Genomic DNA, 20,758 nt, shown 5'->3' with positions numbered 1-20,758 from the left:
CGATGCCGATTTTTCCCCATATATAGGACATATACAGAATATCATCGAACAAGTCAGGGATAACGGATTACGCAGGGGTACCTGCCTGAATGTGAATATTCCGAAAATTCCGGTTTCCGATATCAAAGGGATACGTATTGTACGGCAGGCACGCGGATACTGGCAGGAAGAATTCGACCGCCGTTTCGATCCGGGTAATTCCGAGTATTTCTGGCTCACCGGAGATTTTTTCAATGAGGAATTCGATGCTAAAGATACGGATGAGTGGGCATTGGAAAATAATTACATTTCTATTGTTCCCGTACAGATCGATATGACCTGCTACGAAAGTATGGGAAAACTGAAAAAGATATTTGAGAAAAAGTGATCAAACAGCTTTTATTTACAGTGAATCACCCAATGCTATTTATTATCTTCTTAAATAACATAGATTGAGCTCATTACATACCATGAAATACGGAATTAATTTATTGATAGTATTGATCACTTTCTGTTGTCTTCCTATCTCCGGGCAGGAAATATCTATCGGACAAAGGATACTGAATTATCCCGATTCCAAGGAAGACTATATCGAAAAAGGCCGTCGGCTGCTGATCCACCAATTTGAAAATATGGATTTTGATTCCGTAAAACTGGTCATGAATTATCTTGAAGACCATATCGACGACCACACCTACCTGTCATTTCTACCTGGGGAACGTATCCTGCTTTATTACTGGACCAAACAGTATGACCGCCTGACAATGTTTATACTGAATATAGATAAAGAAAAGGAACACGAATACGTCCCGGCCAATCACCGGGTCGGAGAAATAGCGGTCAAATGGTCCGTCCAGGATTACGACATCCTCAACCAATGGATCAACGAATCGGAATCCGGCGCAGAAGACAAGGATTTCCTGATCCTTTTATTAAAAATGATGCTGGCCGACCATTTACTCCCAAACATACCACAACAGGAACTAAATGATGCATCGGATGCTTTCATTGCCCGGTATCCGGGTTCAAAATACAACGAATTCATCAAAACCCATATCTTTTTCAAAATCGTTCCCGGCGATTGGGGAGTGGGATTTGGGGTTCGCGGCGGATACACGTTTCATAACAACGATTATTTAAATCCTAAAGGTAATATCGATATGAATATTTGCGTCCGCTACCAAAGATGGGTACTGGACATGGCCATTATGGGCGGATTCGGTAAATTATCCCGGGATATTCCGGATACGGATTGGTTCAAAGGAGACAAGGCATCTACCACTCATTTTTATTTTTCACTCGGATATGCTTTCCTTGACAATGCAAACTTCCGCATCAGTCCTTTTGTAGGGGGATCTTTTAATTCTTCCACCCCCGATGAAGATCTCCGGGATGAATATCCGCAACTGGAAGATGTTAAAATAAACGGGTGGTCTCCGATAGCCGGGGCAAACCTGGAGTGGAAATTCAGGAAAAAACATCCCTCCTACCCTTTCTATCAAAATCATATCAACCTGAGAATATCATACCTGCCCGATGCATTCAGAAAAGCCGGGAGAATTTATTCCGGAGACATGTGGTTTCTTACTTTAGGCTTTTCATTCGACACTTTTGGCAGAAAAAGGATATATTGAATACCTCTAAGGTAAGCACTCAGTGCTATTTATTATTTCCTTAAGTCGCATTGGCCAAATTGATTACGTTCAAGAAATGTGATATTAATTGTTTCGCATTACTTTTATCCGTAATTCATGAAAAAAATATATTTTTGCAAATACCACATCAAATTCCGAAAATGAAGCAGAACACCAACCAACAAAAGGTCCGTATCGGACTGATCCAATCTGTATCTCATGAAAATCCGGCACAAAACCTTTCCGAAGCGGTCAAACAAATAAAGATTGCTGCAGAAAAAGGAGCACAGGTTATCTGTTTACAGGAATTATTCCGGTCGTTGTATTTCTGCGATGCAGAGGAACTCCGGAATTTCGAACTGGCAGAACCTGTACCCGGTCCTACGACGGAAACATTCCAGAAACTGGCTGCCGAACTGGATGTGGTGATCATTGCTTCTTTGTTCGAACAACGTGCCCCCGGACTATACCACAACACCACGGCTGTTATAGATGCGGACGGCACCTATCTGGGAAAATACCGCAAAAACCATATCCCTGACGATCCAGGATTCTATGAAAAATTTTATTTTACACCCGGAGATACCGGATACCGGACATTCGACACTAAATATGCCCGGATCGGGGTACTTATCTGTTGGGATCAGTGGTATCCCGAGGCAGCACGTATTACATCACTGATGGGTGCCGAAATATTATTTTTTCCTACCGCCATTGGTTGGGACATCGAAGAAAAATCAGAACCCACCAACAAAGAACAATATGAAGCCTGGCAGACCATCCAACGCGGACATGCCATCGCCAACGGAGTACACGTTGTTACTGTAAACCGTACCGGAAAAGAAGCAGGTACACAGTTCTGGGGTGGTTCTTTTGTTGCCAACCCTTTTGGTACCATACTTTACCAGGCACCCCATCTGACACCGGAAACCCATATACAGGAAATCGACCTGCAACTCAGCAAACAATACCGGAACATCTGGCCATTTTTACGGGACAGAAGGATTGATACTTATTCCCCTATTCTTCAAAGGTTTATTGATGACCCTTGAAAGTAGAAGTAAGGAAAAACAAACTATAGGTATACTATAAAAATTGTGGCCGTTATCCTTATTGGACAACGACCACAACGCGACATCTCATAAGTTATAAAATCACACTACGATAGTTCTTAAATGACCCAAACAATACTTTTGTTTTACGAACTAAACTTATTATTAATCATAGAAAAACAAATAACGAAACTATTATTTACTTACCCCTAATAAAAATGCACTATTTAAATGATTGTAAACCCCAAAAGCTAGAAATAAAAATTTAACTTTGTTCTTTTTTCCTAAATAAATCCACTACAAATATAAAAGATTATTAAAAAAAAACAAAAAAAGATTCATTTTTTAATATTTCATTATAATAATTTCATTTAAGTCAAACCATTCTTTGAGATAAATTATTGTTTATCAGAATTCAACAACAAAAAAAACCGTCACTTTAAGAATAATTTACAACCATCACCCAAAAGCTACGGTTCTCTTCTATTTCCTAATGCAAACGGTTGCGCATTTTTTCCATATCAAAGCAACGTGCAGCAAACATTATTTTGCTTTTCTTTGTTTAGTAAAAACATCTTTCCTTTTAAAAACTGATAACTATGCATGACCTGAAAATAAAGATCCTGGTTCTGTTATGTACAGGTACTTTTACCTTTTCATGTAACTCATCCGTTCCTCCGATCGGTATGTTCGACCTGAAATACACCTTAGCATACGATCTTTCCGATCCGTTCCAGGTAAAAAATCTCTGGGATGATATACATGCTGTATCTACGCTTCAGGGAGTGGTAAACAGGAATGCTCCGAAATTATTCATTAATTATATTGTTGAATCAAACAATGAAATAGACACATACTGGTGGAATAAATACCGCAAAGAAAAAGAATGGCTATCCGGCAAGGATACTATTATATATTCGGATATCCTTTCGCTTGTCAATGCCTATAAAGATGAAATTGAAGGTGTCGTATTATACGACCCGCATGTAGCAGCTACCAGTAACATTGCTTCAGCAGTCGCCGGAATTGAAAACCTGATAGCTGTACGTTACGACCCGGACCCAAAAAGTTTGTATTCCAGGCTGGTCGTATCCGGTCCCCGGTTAAAGATAAAGGTCCGTCTGGTTAATGAAGATGGAAGCCCGATGTTTACCGGACTGGGAATGATTCCCGAAACTGAAAGAAAATCTACAGGTTCCATCAAAAACGATCCCTATATCTGGTTCATTGAAAAATATATGAAAACAGGTAAATGTACCGGCGAATTCGGGGCTTATTATATTGATCAGAAATGGAGGGATCGCCCCCGCGCCACCGTATCGAACCATCATACCCTGACCAATCATGATTTCTTTGTCAGTAAACGTGCTTTTTTCTTTGATCTATCGCCCTGGGGAGACGAGCCGGCAACAGATGATACGACCCAAATCACCGGAACGGACCTGGCCACCCTAAAAGAGTTTTTGCTGGAAGCATACCGGTTAAATAAAGGTGAAAAATTCTGTTACATCGGTGGCTTTCCGGCATGGGCTTTCAAGTATACCAAACATGCTGGGGGCAGTCATGAAGATGTGGCCACCGAGTGGGAGTTCAGCCGTATCATCAGCGCCTACAATGCTTTCAAAGATGCTGATGCTATTGGCTATGGCGCACTGGCCAATGCTTCTTTCTGGCAACACTTTCCTCTAAAAAAAGAATATCCGCAATCATGGGTATCTCATCAGGAATTAAAAGAAAAAGGTTACCTCACCGAAGACGGGAAGGTCAATTTCGACAGCAGGGAATTCATGATATTCTATGTTGGGGATTACGACGCTTCTGCCTGGATCACCCAACGAACACCCTCAATCTGGGATGATCCGAACCGCGGAAAACTTCCTTTGATGTGGTGTATCAGCCCCGTCCTTGAAGAACGGGCACCAATGGTCATGCATAATTTCAGAAAGACAGCAACACGCAACGATTACTTCGCTGCAGCGGACAATGGCGCAGGATACCTGATGCCGGGCATGTTGCAGGAGCCCCGTGATATTTCCGGGTTACCCAGTGGCCTTGATGCCTGGGCCAGGCATTGTAAAAAATACTACCTTCGGTGGGATATAAGTATCACCGGGTTTGTTATTGACGGACATGCTCCAGGGTTGTCATCCAAAGGACTGGATTGTTATGCCTCATTCAGTCCGAATGGAATTGTCCCGCAAAAGGTGCCTCTGACTTTGTTACACGGCAATATGCCTGTCTTGCGTTCTGACGAAGATATCCAGCAAAACCCGAAAGAAGCAGCACAACGCATCGCCCAAAGGGTAGAAGCCCGTCCTGTTCCTTTCCACTGGTTTCGCAATATCCTGAAAACCCCTACATGGTATGTAGAAGTGATGGAAGAACTAAACCGGACTCATCCGAATATCCGACTGCTTGATGCGCCTACCTTTTTCGAACTTTACCGTATATGGCTACAACAGAATCCGGAAGCAGCCAGGGGCAATATCTGACAGACCGTTAATCAATCTATCATGAAATGTCTCAAAGTTAGAAAGTAGGATAAAAAGAGAAACTTTGAACCTTGAACTTTAAAATTAATTTTATTCAAATGAAATACCTGTTCGCTTTTCTGCTTAGTGCCGTAGTTCTTTATTCTTCCGCACAAACCGTTCCATCCAACTTGCCTGCCACCGATGCACTGGGTAGGAAGTTACCGGGCTATGACGAAGTGGGCCCGCTGAAAAAGGATAAATATGTAGCTGTTTTTTACTGGACCTGGCATCAGGGAAACGACGATACCACCTACCAGGTGAAAAACATTACCGAAATTGTCCGGCAATATCCCGAGGCAATGAAAGATTACCACCATCCGGCATGGGGAACAAAACAACCCGGATTCTTCTTCTGGGAGCAACCATTACTGGGATATTATAAAACCACGGATCCATGGGTATTGCGTAAACACGCGGAAATGCTAGCGGATGCCGGTGTTGATGCGGTTTTTTTCGATTGCACCAACGGCAGTCTCACCTGGCAGGAATCATACGAAGCCCTGATGAAAACATGGGACCAGGCACAGAAAGATGGGGTAAATGTTCCCAAAATCGCATTTATGCTGCCGTTCGGGCCTTTCCCCAATTCGCTGGTTTCTCTGAAGCAATTGTACAAAGATGTCTACCAGCCCGGACGTTATAAAGACCTTTGGTTCATGTGGAAAGGGAAACCATGTATCATGGCTTATCCCGACAACCTGACCCAATCGAAAGAAGACCGTGAAATTGCAGGATTCTTCACCTTTCGTCCCGGCCAGCCCGACTATGTTGACGGACCATCACTGTCCAGAAGCGACCAATGGGCATGGCTGGAAAACTATCCGCAACATGGATATATAAAAGGCGAAAACGGTCGGTTCGAACAAGTTGCCGTGGGAGTAGCTCAAAATGCCGGTCCGTTGACAAAAGGACATTGCAGCGCATTTAACCTTCCGGGAACGTTCGGACGCAGTTTCAGTCAGCGCAACGGGCTTGATCCCCGTGTAGACGGTTACCTTTACGGATGGAATTTTCAGGAACAATGGGAACGCGCTTTTGAACTTGACCCTGAACTGGTCTTCGTAACAGGTTGGAATGAATACACTGCCGGACAATGGTTGCCGAAACACGGATGGACCGGAGATCCGTTCTCATTCGTAGACCAGTATGACTGGGAACGGAGTCGCGATATTGAACCCAACAAAGGATGGGGAGATAAAGGAGATGTATATTATTACCAGTTGATATCCAATATCAGGAAATTCAAAGGCATGGAAGCACCGGAAAAGGTATCACCGCCAACATCCGTCACCATCGGTAAAAAAGGAGAATGGGACAATGTCTTACCTTATTACAGGCATTATAAAGGGAACACATTACATCGAAGCCACCGGGGACGTTATGATCAGTACTATATCAATAACAGCGGAAGGAATGATATTACAGGAGCCAAGGTAGCCCGTGATTCCGAGAAAATATATTTTTATGTGGAAACTGCGGAAAAACTCACGTCTTCCAACGACCGTAACTGGATGATGCTTTTTATCGATATCGACCGGGACAAAGCTACCGGCTGGAACGGATACGATTATGTCATTAACAGGATCAATCCTAAAAAGAATAAAGCGTTTGTCGAGAAAAGTGCCGGCAACTGGTGGGAATGGAACTCGTCGGGTGAAGTAAAGTTTACCGTAAATGACCGTATATTGGAAATCGAAATCCCCAGAAGCCTGCTGGATCTAAGCAACAAAAAAATCAATATAGAGTTCAAATGGTCCGATAATATGCAGGAAACCGGTAACATCATGGATTTTTACGTCAATGGGGATGTGGCTCCGGGCGGAAGATTTAACTTTGTTTACCAGGAATAATGAAATATCCATGCATAATTTATGCACAACCGACATGATGAAAAAAATCCGACATTATTCACATAGAATATTTAAAATCAACTTAATATATCTTTCTTATGAGATTATCAAATAATTCCTTACTGATGAAAGATAGAACAAAAAGGAATAAGGATCATTCCGGGGAAAACCACCCGGTCTTACTTTCCGGCTTTATGAACATTCCGACTTTCCGACTTATTCCAATGAAAACAATCAATCAAATTTTCTTATTCATCACCTTCATATGTGGGTGGCTGTTTGTATCATGCGATTCAAATAGTTTTGCCAAACTGGAAAAAGAATTCATGTATCCGCCTGATTCCGCCCGCCCCGGAGTATACTGGTATTTCATGGATGGCAATCTTTCCAGGGAAGCGATGACGAAGGATCTGGAATCCATGAAAAAAGCGGGTATCGGTTACCTGGTGTACCTGGAAGTTAATGTGGGAGTACCTCGTGGACCGGTGGATTTCTTAAGTCCGGAATGGAAAGAGTTGTTCAAACATGCGGTTGAAGAATGTGAACGGCTGGGCATCGCCATTACGCTCGGAGTCGGTCCGGGATGGACGGGAAGCGGAGGACCATGGGTGCAGGCAGAAGCATCCATGCAACACCTTGTTTCGTCTTCGGTAGAAGTAACAGGTGCCGGTAAAAAAACGATCCAGCTACCTGTTCCCGCACCTAAAAGACCATTCTTCGGAGAAGGAGGATTTACCCCTCAGGTAAAAAAACAATGGGAAGAATATTATGAAGATGTAGTAATCCTGGCTTTTCCTACCCCTTCCCAGCCTGAGCACATCATCAATCCGGATGAGAAAGCCTTATATTACCGTGCCCCCTACAGTTCCCAGCCCGGAGTAAAACCATTCCTGCCAACCTCGGCCAACTATGAAAATACATCGCCGGATGGAGTCATACAAAAGGAAAAAATAACCGATCTGACCGGACTTATGAAAGAGGACGGCTCATTGACCTGGGATGTTCCGGAAGGCAAGTGGACCATTATGCGTTTCAGCTGCCGCAATAACGGAGCGGTCACACGTCCGGCTCCGATACCGGGCGTCGGACTCGAAGCCGACAAATTTGATACCACAGCCTTAAACGCCCATTTAGATTATTTTACCGGGGAACTGTTCAGAACCATAGGAAAACGGAACAACCGGCTTCCCGGGGGCCTCAAAATGCTGCACATGGACAGTTGGGAAATGGGTGCCCAGAACTGGACAAGCCGTTTCAGGGAAGAATTTATCCGCCGTCGCAAATACGATCCACAACCTTTTTATCCGGTATATGCAGGTATGATTGTCGGAAACAGGGAGACAAGCGAACGCTTCCTCTGGGACCTGCGGTTAACATCGCAGGAACTGATCCTTGAAAACCATGCCGGTCATATCAAGGAATATGGGCGCCGATATGGTTACGGATTATCCATAGAACCTTATGATATGAATCCCACTGCCGACCTGGAGCTTGCTGTTACCGCAGATATGCCTATGTGTGAATTCTGGAGCATCGGTTACGGTTTCAATACTTCGTTCAGCGCTATGGAGGGTACATCCGCCGCACACCTGATAGGACAACCGGTAGTCCCTGCCGAAGCTTTTACAGCGCATCTGGACGGATGGAAACAACACCCGGGTTCTATGAAAGATCAGAGCGACTGGGCCTTTGCATCAGGTATCAATCGTTTGGTATACCATACTTTCCAGCATCAATCCCTTGATGATCATTTAAGGCCGGGCATGACGATGGGTCCTTACGGGGTGCATTGGGACCGCAACCAGACCTGGTGGCCTATGGTTGATGCTTACCACCGCTATGTCGCCCGTTGCCAGTTGATGCTACAGCAGGGAAGGACCGTCGCAGACGTGCTTTATCTAACCCCGGAAGGAGCCCCCCATGTGTTCCGTGCACCGGAATCTGCACTCGAATATGAATTACCTTTTCTACCCGACCGAAAAGGGTATAATTTCGACGGTTGCCCTCCAGGCATGATCGAACAGGCATCGGTAAAGCATCATCAGATAGTGTTCCCTGGCGGTGCATCATATAGTTTACTTGTGTTGCCCGATTTTGAAACAATGACCCCAGGATTACTGAAAAAGATCAAAGAGCTGGTTAATGAAGGTGCAACCGTTATCGGGTTGCCGCCGGTCAAATCACCCGGTTTAACCAATTATCCCGATTGTGACAGGGAAGTGCAAACCATTGCCGCGGAATTATGGGGAGGTCTTGACATTCCTCAGACATTAACAACACGCACTTTCGGAAAAGGAAAGATCATATGGGGAAGTGAACTCAGGGAAAAAGCGGATCTTCTCTATGCCCCTTATTCCATCACATCCGGTGTTCTTTCATCCATGAATATACCGGAAGATTTTTCGGCAAAAGCGCCGATCCGATACACCCATCGTACCATGCCGGATGGTGATATTTATTTCGTAGCCAACCGCACGGGAAATAAAGTAAGTAACGCCTGTTTTTTCCGTATCACCGGGAAACAACCGGAATTATGGGATCCCATTACCGGAGAGACCAGGTTTCTTCCGGAATACATGGCTGCCGAAGGAGGTGTAAAAATCCAACTGGAATTTGAACCGCATGAAAGCTATTTCATCATCTTCCGGAAAGAAGGAATACCATCCAATGGAAAGAATTTTGTACCCAAACAGTTATTGAAAACATTGGATAGCAAATGGGAAGTATCATTTGATCCTGCATGGGGAGGCCCTGAAAGCACCATTTTTGAACAACTCACCGACTGGACACAGCATCCCGATCCGGGTATCAGGTATTATTCGGGAACCGCGGTATACAAGCAAAACTTTGACCTTCCGGAAAAAAATAATGGGAAAATATACCTGAATCTTGGTAAAGTAAAAAACATGGCACGGGTCCGCATTAACGGAAAAGAAGCCGGAACAATATGGACCACCCCATGGCAGGTGGATATTACCGGCATGGTACGATCCAAAAACAATCAACTGGAAATAGAAGTAGTCAACCTGTGGCCAAACAGGCTCATTGGAGACGAACAACTACCGGATGACGGTATCCGCAATGGACAATGGCCTGACTGGATCACCAAGGGAACACCTCGTAACAGCGGACGTTATACATTCAGCACCTACAAACACTATCATAAGGACTCACCTTTGTTAGAATCCGGCCTGATGGGACCGGTTACGATCTGGACTTCACTTGAATGAAGAATGGAAAATGGAAAATGGAGAATGGAGAATGGAGAACCTTTAGCTCGGCGGAGCCAATGGAAAACATAGGCGTAGCTGATCTCATGACCTTCTGCGAGCAATGAAGTAAAAAAGTAAAAGAGTTCATAAAGTTGTAAAGTAAAAAAGTTATGTAGGATATTCAAACTTTATAAACGTTCCGACTTTCATACTTTATAAACAAAAAGAATAAAAAATATGCGAAAAAAGATCTCTCAAACCTCACTTTCAGACTTTATGGACTTTCCAACGTTATAAGCTGAATAATTAAAATGAACTTTGAATTTTGAACTTTGAATTTTGAATCTTGAATCTTGAATCTTGAACTTTAAATCTTGAATTTTTGAACTTTAAACTTTTTATATAAATGAAGAAAATTATTTTCCTTTTTATATCGGTTGGCCTTGTCGTTATGAATTCGATGGTATGCGGACAGCCACTGGCCGGAACAGATGAATTAGGGCGTACCTTATTACAAAATGATGCTGTGGGTGACCCCAAACCCAACAGGCAGGTAGTCATGTTTTATTTCCTGTGGCAGGGAGACAGGGGATCAGTGACTTCAGAAAACAGCTGGGATTTGCATGAATTATCCTTACATCATCCTGAAGTATTTGAAGACGGCGATAATCCCAACTGGGGAAGCCCGAGGGGACGTTACTATTTTTGGGGGAAACCCGTTTACGGGTATTACCGGGGAGATGATTACTGGGTACATTTCAAAAACATCCAGTTACTGACCGATGCCGGAGTTGACCTCTTAGCCATAGATGCCACCAACCGGCTCACTTATCCGAAACAATCCGAAGCTTTGATGAAAGCTATGGATGATATACGTGCACAGGGGAAAAATCCCCCAAAAATCGTTTTCTACACCAATACCAGATCAGGGGAGGCCATGCAGGAAATTTACGACAATTGTTACAAAGAAGGTGCTCCGTACCGGCATCCGGATTGTTGGTTTTATCTGGATGGAAAACCATTGATTATAGGGGTAACCGGAGAAATAGGCGACAGGAATTACAAAGATTTCTTCACCTTCCGGGAATCACAATGGCCCACTGTATCACAAGTGGTCAACGGATGGCCCTGGATATCATTCACGAGGGCACCCAAGGTGCATTTTAACTCCCGCGGCGAGAAGGAGATCATCAATGTATCCGTAGCACAGCATCCCAATCCTACTGCCGGAATGGGTGGATCAGCATTCTACGGGAATATGGACAACTGGGGAAGGAGTTATCGCAAAAACACACATGGAAATCCGGAAACAGACATGCCTTACGGATACAATTTCCAGGAACAATGGGATGAGGCGCTGAAACAGAATACATCTTTCGTTTTTGTTACCGGATGGAATGAATGGATTGCCGGCAGATGGGCCAGCATGGATGATAATCCGGAGCATTCATGGTTCTGTGACCAGGCAAGCCCTGAATATAGCCGGGATATTGAGCCTACCCTGACCGCTAACCTGAAAGATCATTATTATATGCAACTGGTCAATAACATCAGGCGTTATAAGGGAATAGAAAAGGATCCGGATCCGGGTCAGAGCAAAAGTATCAAAAACATGAACGACTGGAAAGAAGTATCTCTTCAATATACGGATTATACAGGCGACACTAAAAACCGGAATCATCCGGGTGCCCAATCGAAACCCGAAACGATCTATACCAATACGACCGGAAGGAATGATTTCCATATTATGAAGGTAGCCAGAGACAAGCGTAATATTTATTTTTATGTGGAAACAGCAGGTGATATAACTCCTCCTTCAGGAGACAACTGGATGAGGCTGTATATTGACACGGACAGGAATCCTAAAACCGGATGGTATGGTTATAATTACCGGATTGTTGAAGGGTCAAGACTGCAGCATTATGAAAACGGCACATGGAAAGACATCAGCAAAAAAGGACCTGCCTATCAAACGGAAAAACATAAAATGATGATCTCCATTCCCCGTTCCCTGTTAAACCTTTCCGGTCCGATAGATATTGAATTCAAGTGGTCGGACAACATGCAGGAAGAAGATCCGATGGATTGGTATGTAAACGGAGACGTGGCTCCGGGCGGGCGTTTTAATTACATATTTACGGAGTAGCTTTCCGCAGTCCGAGTTGGTATCATTTATGTAAAAGAATTGGCGTGATTTTTGCGCTTATTTTACTTTTACTATTGCCTAAAAACATGAAAGGATTACTTTTATTGACGTTGGTTTCAGGATTATCCACTATTTCTTTATTTTCCCAGACAGAAAAAAAAGAGGAAATTTATCCGGATACCATATCCCGGTTAAGGTTACCGGCTATCGATGATAGTATATTTTTCAAGTATTCTTTGAATGATTCGTTAGATTTAAGCAATTTTTTATCCCCGAAATCCGAGTTGAAACCATTTCATCCTGAAAAGGAAAAATTATCTTATCATCCTGAAAAAAATATTACCAGGCATCCACTTGACGGGATGCCGATATATGTTCCAAAAGAATATCATCCTATGTTACAGCATACTCCCAAGGAGTACTATCCCATTAAAAAATACACTCCACGGTATTCGGTCAGTGATAGTATATTTTCCAAGTATTCATTGAATGATTCGTTAGATTTAAGCAAATATTTATCCCCGAAATCCAAGTTGAAACCATTTCATCCTGAAAAGGAAAAATTATCTTATCATCCTGAAAAAAATATTACCAGGCATCCGTATGACGGGATGCCGATATATGTTTCAAAAGATTATTTTCCTATGTTACAGCACACACCCAAGGAACACTATCCCATCAAAATATATACTCCGGGTGATTCGGTTAAACTTTCCATATCCAGCAAGTAATGGCCGAAAAACTGATTTATTTCGTTGTAGGTGAGCCATCCGGCGATATCCTTGCATCCAGGCTGATGCACGCTTTACATGAAAAAGACCCTGAAATCCGTTTCACGGGAACAGGGGGTGAAACAATGAAAGCATCCGGGTTTGAAAGCCTGTTCAACATATCGGAACTTTCCGTGATGGGTTTCTGGGAAGTGGTCCCCCGTTTACCGGTTATCCTGAAGCGAATGAAAGAGGTAATCGCAGACATCGAAGCCAAAAAGCCCGATGTAGTTGTGACTGTAGATAGTTGGGGCTTTGTCAACAAGGTACTGAAACAACTGAAGGATAAAGGTATGGATATGCCTAAAGTACATTATGTAGCGCCACAGGTATGGGCATGGAAAAAAGGTCGTGCCCCCAAAGTAGCCAAACTGGTGGACCGCCTGATGACGCTCCTCCCCTATGAACCGCCGTATTTCGAAAAATATGGTTTAGAGTGTACTTTTGTCGGCCACCCGGTCATCGAGAACACGGCTAATCTTCCGGACAATAAAACCGAATTCAGGGCACGGTACAATATTCCAGAAAAGAGCACACTGCTTACTGTGCTACCGGGAAGCAGACACAGTGAGGTCAGCAGGCTTGTACCGGTATTTAAAAAGGTCATTCTCAAGTTGCACCGGGAGTATCCGGATTTATTCCTGGTTATTCCAAGTGTAGAAGCCATGGCGGAAGAGATCAAAACCAGCTTTTCCGACCTGCAGGTACCTCACCGGGTAGTATTGGGACAATACGAACGATACAGCGCTTTTCAGGCCAGTATCTTCGCATTGGCAGCATCCGGAACGGTTTCCCTGGAACTGGCAGCATGCGGTACACCACACATTATTGCCTACAGGTTCAATTACTTATCCAATAAAATGATCAAACATCTGGCTACCACTAAATATGCCAACCTGATCAATATTCTGGCCGACCGTTTCATTATTCCTGAGTTTGTGCTGGAAAACTGTCATGAAAACCTGATCACTCCTGTTGCGCTGGAATTGATGCAATCCCAGGAAAAAGCCAAAAAGCAGGTAGAAGAAGCACAACAATATTTATTAAAATTAAAACCCGGTGATTTAATGCCTTCGGAAAAAGCAGCATCGGTAGTATTATCCGTTATCTGATCAATGATACCTCCATATATCCGTAAAACATTACCTATCCTCTTTTTATTTGTTTGTATCGCATCGTGTACCGAACGCATTGAGATCAGTACAGATGATGCTCCTACCCGACTGGTTATCTATGGTTATCTCACTACCGATACCATGCAACATGATATCAGGATCACCCGTTCCGCAGGTTATTTCCATACCGAAAGCCCTGAAGGTATCAGCAATGCTACAGTTACCATTTCCACTGACGATGAATTTATCCGGCTGAGAGAAAATGATACTGTTCCCGGGTTGTATCAAACAGCTCCCAATGTATTCGGAAGATCCGGAAAAACATATACCCTGGATGTGCACCTTGATTTTGATAACGACGGTATTCCCGAACATTACCGTTCATCAACTTATTTAACCCATATCAACCAGATTGATTCCATTGCCCTCCAGAAGTCTATTGTCTTCAAAAAGATGGTAGAATTGTTGATATATGCCCAGGATCTGCCAGAAGATAATTATTACAGCATCTTTGTTTCCATCAATGATTCCATTTTGAATCCTACTATCAATAAATTTTTTGTGCTGGACGATGAATACTTCAATGGAGCATATATGGATGGAATAGCCTGTTACTATTTCGACCAGGAAGAGGAAGAGGAAAAGTTGGAATTAGGTGACAAAGTCACCCTGAATATCAATGCTATACCCAAAGAATATGCTACTTTTATCAGTCAGGTAAAGAGGGAGTTACGTGGCACTAATCCTATTTTCAGTGGTCCTCCTGCCAATGTGGAAACCAATATACTATGTATTGATCCTCCTGACGGTATTGAAGTATCCGGTTTTTTTTCGGCCTATCCCAGCCGTTATGCCGATACTATTTTACAGGATGATTTTCAGTTTTAATGAATCATCGGTCTGGTAATACACATTTACCCGTGAACTTACGAACAGTGAACACTTACTTTCTCCGGTACCTTTTCTTTCGATACCCTTTTTTATGAGAAATGGTATACATTTCTTCTACTGTTACAAATTCATACCCTTGTTCCGTAGCATGTTTCAATATTTCTTCGAGGATATAAGGTGCATCCGGAAGATGATCGTGCAACAGCACAATAGCTCCGGGCTGTAACCGGGAAAGTACTTTTTGAATGACCCGGTTTTTATCAATTACAGTGTCCAGCGAACGGATGTTCCATCCGGCTACCAGAAAATCCTGTTTCTTTATAGCTGATGCTATGGAAGGATTGGTTACGCCAAAGGGCGGACGGAACCACACAGGGGCATATCCCGTAATATATTCTATCCGGCGTGCACATAACCGTAATTCTTTAATGATTTTGGAAACACTAAAAAACGGGAAAGCAGAATGATGCGTTTGCGAATGCACACCAATAATATGCCCATCATCCTTCATTCGCATCAGTATTTTTTCATGCCCTTTGACATTCTTTCCTATCACAAAAAAAGAGGCTTTTGCTTTATATTTATACAGAATATCAAGCACCTGAGGTGTATATTTTTCATGAGGACCATCATCAAATGTCAATGCTACCTTTTTATCGGGAGTATTACCCCGACAGAACGCCTGTACATATACGCCGGAAGATATATGAAATGATGCATATACCAAAAACGCCAATAACAGAACCAACGCAATAAGTGCAACAAACGCAATAAACAGCATATTACTTCTTGATTTTCTCTAATTCGAGTGTCAATTTCTCCCAACACCCCATGGCCTCTTCCAGGTCATGTTGCAGTTGCTGGTAGTGTAAGGACATCTTTTCCAGTTCATCTGGTTCGATATGTTCAGGAACAGCCAGAAGATGTTCAGTTGTTTCTATTTCACGTTCGATCCGTGCGATTTTTTCTTCCGTTTCCTTCACCTGTGCGGCAGCTTTCCGAACCTGCCTGTCCCATTCCTTTTTTTCAAGATAATTCCCTTTGGCATCTTTCGGACCGGGATCCGGCTCAGATATGGGTTTAGGGATATCAACCGGAGCTTTACGGTTCAATTCCTGCAGGTTATCTACCTTTTTCTTTTGCAGGAATTCATAAATACCACCGATATGTTCCTTGATCTTCTTATCGCGAAACTCATATACCTTATCCACCAGGCCATCTAAAAAGTCACGGTCATGGGAGACCACGATCAGGGTGCCGTCGTATTTAAGCAATGCCTGTTTCAGGATGTCTTTCGAACGCATATCCAGATGGTTGGTCGGCTCATCCAACAACAACAGGTTATAAGGTTCCAGCAATAATTTCACCATCGCTAACCGTGAACGTTCACCACCGGACAACACCCTGACTTTTTTATCAATATCCTCACCACGGAAAAGAAACGCTCCCAGTAAATCGCGTATTTTGGTACGGATGTCCCCCACGGCCACCTGGTCAATGGTCTGAAATACAGTTAGGTTTTCGTCCATGATCTCATCCTGGTTTTGCGCAAAATAACCGATATGAACATTATGCCCGATCTTCACAATTCCCTGTTCATGAGGCACTTCTCCCATAATAATCTTGGAAAGTGTCGACTTTCCCTCTCCATTCTTTCCGGCAAAAGCAATCTTTTCTCCACGGTGCACTTTAAAATCAATCCCATCGAGGATCAGCTTATCCCCATATCGTTTGACTAATGAATCCGTTTCAACGGCCACTGTCCCGGAACGTGGCGCGGCAGGAAAACGTACATGGATAGCAGACAAATCTTCATCCTCTATTTCAATCCTGTCGATTTTTCCCAATTGTTTGATACGCGACTGTACCTGCACGGCCTTAGTGGCTTTATAACGAAAACGTTCGATAAAATCTTCCGTATCCTGGATCATCTTCTGTTGGTTACGGTAGGCAGCCAATTGTTGCTCGCGGAACTCCTTCCGTAAATCAAGGTAACGGGTATAAGGGGCTTTATAATCGTAGATCTTTCCCAAAGATATCTCCACTGTACGCTGGGTCACATTATCCAGAAAAGCACGGTCGTGTGAAACCAGTACCACTGCACCCGGAAAATCTTTCAGGAAACTTTCCAGCCATTGTATGGATTCTATATCCAGATGGTTGGTCGGCTCGTCCAGCAACAAAACATCCGGCCGGCGAAGCAATACTTTTGCCAGCTCGATACGCATGCGCCAACCACCGCTTAATTCGGAAGTCTGACGGTTAAAATCCGAAACGGAAAAACCCAGTCCGACAAGGGTCTTTTCCACATCCGCATCGATATTGTTCCCACCCAGCATTTCATATCGCTCATTCAACTCAGTAAGCCGGTGAATCATATCCAGATACGATTCCGATTCATAATCGGTACGTTCTGCTATCTGGACATTGATCTCTTCTATTTCGCGAAGTAAACCCAATACACGGTCAAATGCCATCCGGGTTTCCTCCATCACCGTTTTACCACTCTGATGGATCATCTGTTGCGGAAGATATCCTACATCGATATTCTGGGGAATAGTGATCGTTCCGGAAGTTGCCTCCTGCAAACCGGCAAAGATCTTCAGCAGGGTCGACTTTCCGGCCCCGTTCTTGCCTACCAGACCAATCCTGTCACGCGGATTGACCAGAAATGTGATATTATTGAATAAGTCGATACCGCCGAATGATACCGTTAATTGATTGACTGAAACCATTTGATCATACTATCCTGTATTGCATTAAGATCATTCCTGTTTAAACACAATACAGCTATTATTTTTTGATTTAAACGATGCAAAAATACGAAAGATGTCTCAATAAACAGGATATCTTTCGTATGATGATGAGATTTTCAGGTGTTTTTTATCTCCGGAGGGATTAAGCCGCGTTTTACGAAAACGAAAATTCACATTATCTGCTGTATATACTTAAAGAAAACTGACAACAGTGGAGAATCAAACGAATTGTAGTATCTTTATATCCTGAAATTCAATGGTTACCGTAGCGAATGACAATAAAAATCAAGAATAAAATTTGATGAGGCAACTATTTTTAATATTTATTTTCATCATGACAACAATATTAAGTCAGGCACAAAATAACAGTTTGCTTGCCGATGGTAGCGTAGAGTGTATCAACTACACGGCCTTCAACACAGATCGGACGACATGGATCAAACGCATAGATGTGGTTCAAAGAGATCTTAAATCAGCATACGTAATCCGGATCGAACAAAGCGATAACATCGAATATTGGTATTTCAGCCTTAAAAACGAGCGGATACAAAACAATGTGCTGAATGCCGACATAGATACTACCGTTGTGTATAATGCTTACAAGAACGGGGGTATTGATAATCAATCGCATGGCACTGTAATTTCCGACCGGAATACCGGTATCGAAACACTTGATTTTTACTTTCAGGCATACGGTTCCAAAAACCATTATGTGTTGAAGTGGAAAGCATTGCCGGATAGCAATCGCGATTCGGTTCATGCATATATGTATAGCCGGCCTTTCCTTACAAAGGAAAAAATACAGCCTCCACTAAAAGAATGGAAGGACGAGAAAGCAGAAAACCTTATGGACAAACTTGGTTATTATCCGGTAGCCGCATGGTACCTGAAAGGTAAAAATAGTAATGGCCAATATACTTATAATCTGGACTTTTCGCCTACAGGTGAAATAAATTTCAGCTATTTCATTGAAAAAGAATACCAAAATGGCCGATTTCTCTCTGATGTAGCTATATTGAGAACAGGAACCTTTGAAATTGATGACCACACCATAGAAATTAATTTCACAAAACTATTGGGCAGCGGCTACCACAGGCCTAACCCTTGGGACGATCCTTTGGAAGAAAACCTGACAATTAAAATAGAAGTTGAATGTAAGGAGAAGGAATTAATGGTAACTCAGGTTTCAGGAACCAACATATTTGAAAATCATCCCGAACAGGAGGTTTTAAAATTTACAGCATCCATATTGCCGCCATTAGAACTGTAAATAACAAGCATCAGACACACAATATAACGAAACGCAACTATCTTAGCGTGAAACTTAAGCTGTTTGATCACGGGCTATTTCCGTATCTTTTCTTTCCGTAACCTTGCTGAATATATACAGAGCTATAGCTGCTACGATTGCTACACCTACAAAAACAAACCAGATGTAATGTGCATGTTGCGACGCTTCCTGCCATTGTGCATAGGTATCGAACTTCTTGGGATCGGGACAGAAGGCGTCTAACAGGTATCCGGAAACAATAAAGGCTACCAGCCATGAAAAAAACGAATGCAGGTGTGAAAAGCCCAGGTATAAACCTTCCTCCCCTTTAGGTGCCTGTAATGAGAAATACTCCAGATAACGCGGGGAAATAAATGTCTCCGCCAAACCCTGCAAAGCGATCCCGACGATCATCATAAATGCAATAGGGTGCATGGCAAGGATGGTATCATTACCGATCATATTCCCGGTAGCCATCACAAAAGCGGAAAACGGCAAGATACACATGCCGGTAAACATAGAGGTGATGGCTTTTTTCTTCCGCATCAGGTGAGTGACAAAATTCACACAGAGGGCTACCACCAAAGGGTTGACATTGGCATACCATCCCGGCGTAGCACTTTCCCCGGCCATACGCAACACATATTTAGGCATGGTGGCATACATTTGTCCCTGTACCAGCCAGAAACCTGAAATGATGATCATCAGCAACAACAAACGGCCATTCCCCAGCACCTTGACCAATCCGTTCCAGACCTCTTTCATGCTCTTGCCCTGTCCTTCCGTACGGTTGGTTTTGTATAACAAAAGGATAACTACCAACGCAAGCAAAGTGGCTCCCGCTGAAAAATAATTCAGTACCACCAGGCCGTAATCACCCATGGAACGCCGTAACGGTTCTACGATCAGTTTACCGGAAAAAGCACCGATATTGACCATCATGTAAAAAATGCTGAATCCCTTGGCACGTGTTTCCGGGGTGGTTTCCTTGGCTACTGATCCGGAAATCACACTTTTAATGAATGAACCGCCCAGCATGATCACCAGCATGACCGGAATGATGGCCCAACGGGAAAGATTCTGTTGTAATCCGTGAAATTCTGCTGTTTTTCCATATGTCACCAGTCCGCCTGCTGATAAAAAAGTAGGTAACAGCCCTAACCCTATGTAACCGATTGTCAGCAATCCGAAAGCCAGCAATAAGGAATTACGGAACCCTATTTTATCAGCATAGGCACCGCTGAACATCGGTAACAGATACAGGCCGGCAGAAAAAAAGCCGGAAATGAAACCAGCCTGAACATCAGTAAAACCAAGGATACGGGAAAGATACAGGGTAATGACAATAAATACGCCATAATATGCGGCTCTTTCCAATAGCTCAACTGTATTGGCTACCCAGAACGCCCTGGAAAATTTCTTGAAAACATTGCTCATCATTGAATAGTTTGTCATAAGATTGAATAGCAAATATACAAAGTCCTGACAAAAACCGGAACTTTCCAAAAATAAAAATGGCTGCCTGAGGATTCAAACAGCCATTATAAAG

14 protein-coding genes are annotated in these 20,758 nt (G+C 43.1%); 11 read left to right on the top strand and 3 right to left on the bottom strand.

All coding sequences use genetic code 11. The features are described from left to right. The 10 genes from LBQ60_07145 to LBQ60_07100 all read left to right on the top strand — a co-directional run. Positions 1 to 367, top strand: a 367-nt coding sequence (locus LBQ60_07145; protein ID MDR2037683.1) for a 5'/3'-nucleotidase SurE, incomplete at its 5' end; no start/stop codon positions are given. Between the two features lie 64 nt (positions 368 to 431). Then, positions 432 to 1,613, top strand: coding sequence for a porin family protein (locus LBQ60_07140; protein MDR2037682.1), 1,182 nt, complete (start codon positions 432 to 434; stop codon positions 1,611 to 1,613). Positions 1,614 to 1,774: 161 nt separating this feature from the next. Then, a complete protein-coding gene (locus LBQ60_07135; GenBank protein ID MDR2037681.1) occupies positions 1,775 to 2,665 on the top strand; it encodes a carbon-nitrogen hydrolase in 891 nt (296 codons plus the stop codon). Between the two features lie 599 nt (positions 2,666 to 3,264). After that, the gene (locus LBQ60_07130; GenBank protein MDR2037680.1) at positions 3,265 to 5,157 is read left to right on the top strand and encodes a hypothetical protein; all 1,893 of its coding nucleotides are present in this window, start codon (positions 3,265 to 3,267) and stop codon (positions 5,155 to 5,157) included. Between the two features lie 98 nt (positions 5,158 to 5,255). Next, the gene (locus tag LBQ60_07125) at positions 5,256 to 7,049 is read left to right on the top strand and encodes a hypothetical protein (protein MDR2037679.1); all 1,794 of its coding nucleotides are present in this window, start codon (positions 5,256 to 5,258) and stop codon (positions 7,047 to 7,049) included. Between the two features lie 125 nt (positions 7,050 to 7,174). Next, on the top strand, positions 7,175 to 10,279 hold the full coding sequence (locus LBQ60_07120; protein ID MDR2037678.1) for a glycosyl hydrolase: 3,105 nt from the start codon (positions 7,175 to 7,177) through the stop codon (positions 10,277 to 10,279). A 388-nt stretch (positions 10,280 to 10,667) separates the two neighbouring features. Beyond that, positions 10,668 to 12,407 (top strand): hypothetical protein, encoded by a 1,740-nt coding sequence (locus LBQ60_07115; protein ID MDR2037677.1) that lies wholly within the window; start codon positions 10,668 to 10,670, stop codon positions 12,405 to 12,407. A gap of 86 nt (positions 12,408 to 12,493) precedes the next feature. After that, on the top strand, positions 12,494 to 13,138 hold the full coding sequence (locus LBQ60_07110) for a hypothetical protein (protein ID MDR2037676.1): 645 nt from the start codon (positions 12,494 to 12,496) through the stop codon (positions 13,136 to 13,138). Beyond that, positions 13,138 to 14,289, top strand: a complete 1,152-nt coding sequence (lpxB, locus tag LBQ60_07105; protein ID MDR2037675.1) for a lipid-A-disaccharide synthase — start codon at positions 13,138 to 13,140, stop codon at positions 14,287 to 14,289. Before LBQ60_07110 ends, lpxB begins: the two co-directional genes overlap by 1 nt. Positions 14,290 to 14,292: 3 nt before the next feature. Further along, positions 14,293 to 15,180: a DUF4249 domain-containing protein gene (locus LBQ60_07100; GenBank protein ID MDR2037674.1), complete on the top strand. Its 888-nt coding sequence runs from the start codon at positions 14,293 to 14,295 to the stop codon at positions 15,178 to 15,180. A gap of 55 nt (positions 15,181 to 15,235) precedes the next feature. Here LBQ60_07100 and LBQ60_07095 read toward each other — a convergent pair whose 3' ends face one another. Then, positions 15,236 to 15,964, bottom strand: a complete 729-nt coding sequence (locus tag LBQ60_07095) for a polysaccharide deacetylase family protein (GenBank protein MDR2037673.1) — start codon at positions 15,962 to 15,964, stop codon at positions 15,236 to 15,238. Between the two features lies 1 nt (position 15,965). Continuing rightward, positions 15,966 to 17,918: an ABC-F family ATP-binding cassette domain-containing protein gene (locus LBQ60_07090; protein MDR2037672.1), complete on the bottom strand. Its 1,953-nt coding sequence runs from the start codon at positions 17,916 to 17,918 to the stop codon at positions 15,966 to 15,968. A gap of 355 nt (positions 17,919 to 18,273) precedes the next feature. Here LBQ60_07090 and LBQ60_07085 point away from each other — a divergent pair, with 355 nt between their 5' ends. Then, a complete protein-coding gene (locus LBQ60_07085; GenBank protein MDR2037671.1) occupies positions 18,274 to 19,209 on the top strand; it encodes a hypothetical protein in 936 nt (311 codons plus the stop codon). Between the two features lie 54 nt (positions 19,210 to 19,263). On the opposite strand, the gene LBQ60_07080 is transcribed toward LBQ60_07085, so the two are convergent. Continuing rightward, a complete protein-coding gene (locus LBQ60_07080; GenBank protein ID MDR2037670.1) occupies positions 19,264 to 20,664 on the bottom strand; it encodes an MFS transporter in 1,401 nt (466 codons plus the stop codon). Between the last annotated feature and the right edge of the window lie 94 nt (positions 20,665 to 20,758).

This window comes from Bacteroidales bacterium (genome assembly GCA_031275285.1).
Classification (GTDB): Bacteria; Bacteroidota; Bacteroidia; order Bacteroidales; family UBA4181; genus JAIRLS01.
The sequence above is the reverse complement of the archived record's forward strand: the minus strand, read 5'-3'. Positions and strand labels throughout refer to the sequence as shown.

Coding starts and splice junctions, on each gene's coding strand:
- LBQ60_07115 (MDR2037677.1), top strand. CDS start 10,668: ATGAAGAAAATTATTTTCCTTTTTATATCGGTTGGCCTTGTCGTTATG.
- LBQ60_07110 (MDR2037676.1), top strand. CDS start 12,494: ATGAAAGGATTACTTTTATTGACGTTGGTTTCAGGATTATCCACTATT.
- LBQ60_07095 (MDR2037673.1), bottom strand. CDS start 15,964: ATGCTGTTTATTGCGTTTGTTGCACTTATTGCGTTGGTTCTGTTATTG.
- lpxB (MDR2037675.1), top strand. CDS start 13,138: ATGGCCGAAAAACTGATTTATTTCGTTGTAGGTGAGCCATCCGGCGAT.
- LBQ60_07085 (MDR2037671.1), top strand. CDS start 18,274: ATGACAACAATATTAAGTCAGGCACAAAATAACAGTTTGCTTGCCGAT.
- LBQ60_07135 (MDR2037681.1), top strand. CDS start 1,775: ATGAAGCAGAACACCAACCAACAAAAGGTCCGTATCGGACTGATCCAA.
- LBQ60_07090 (MDR2037672.1), bottom strand. CDS start 17,918: ATGGTTTCAGTCAATCAATTAACGGTATCATTCGGCGGTATCGACTTA.
- LBQ60_07120 (MDR2037678.1), top strand. CDS start 7,175: ATGAAAGATAGAACAAAAAGGAATAAGGATCATTCCGGGGAAAACCAC.
- LBQ60_07130 (MDR2037680.1), top strand. CDS start 3,265: ATGCATGACCTGAAAATAAAGATCCTGGTTCTGTTATGTACAGGTACT.
- LBQ60_07080 (MDR2037670.1), bottom strand. CDS start 20,664: ATGACAAACTATTCAATGATGAGCAATGTTTTCAAGAAATTTTCCAGG.
- LBQ60_07100 (MDR2037674.1), top strand. CDS start 14,293: ATGATACCTCCATATATCCGTAAAACATTACCTATCCTCTTTTTATTT.
- LBQ60_07125 (MDR2037679.1), top strand. CDS start 5,256: ATGAAATACCTGTTCGCTTTTCTGCTTAGTGCCGTAGTTCTTTATTCT.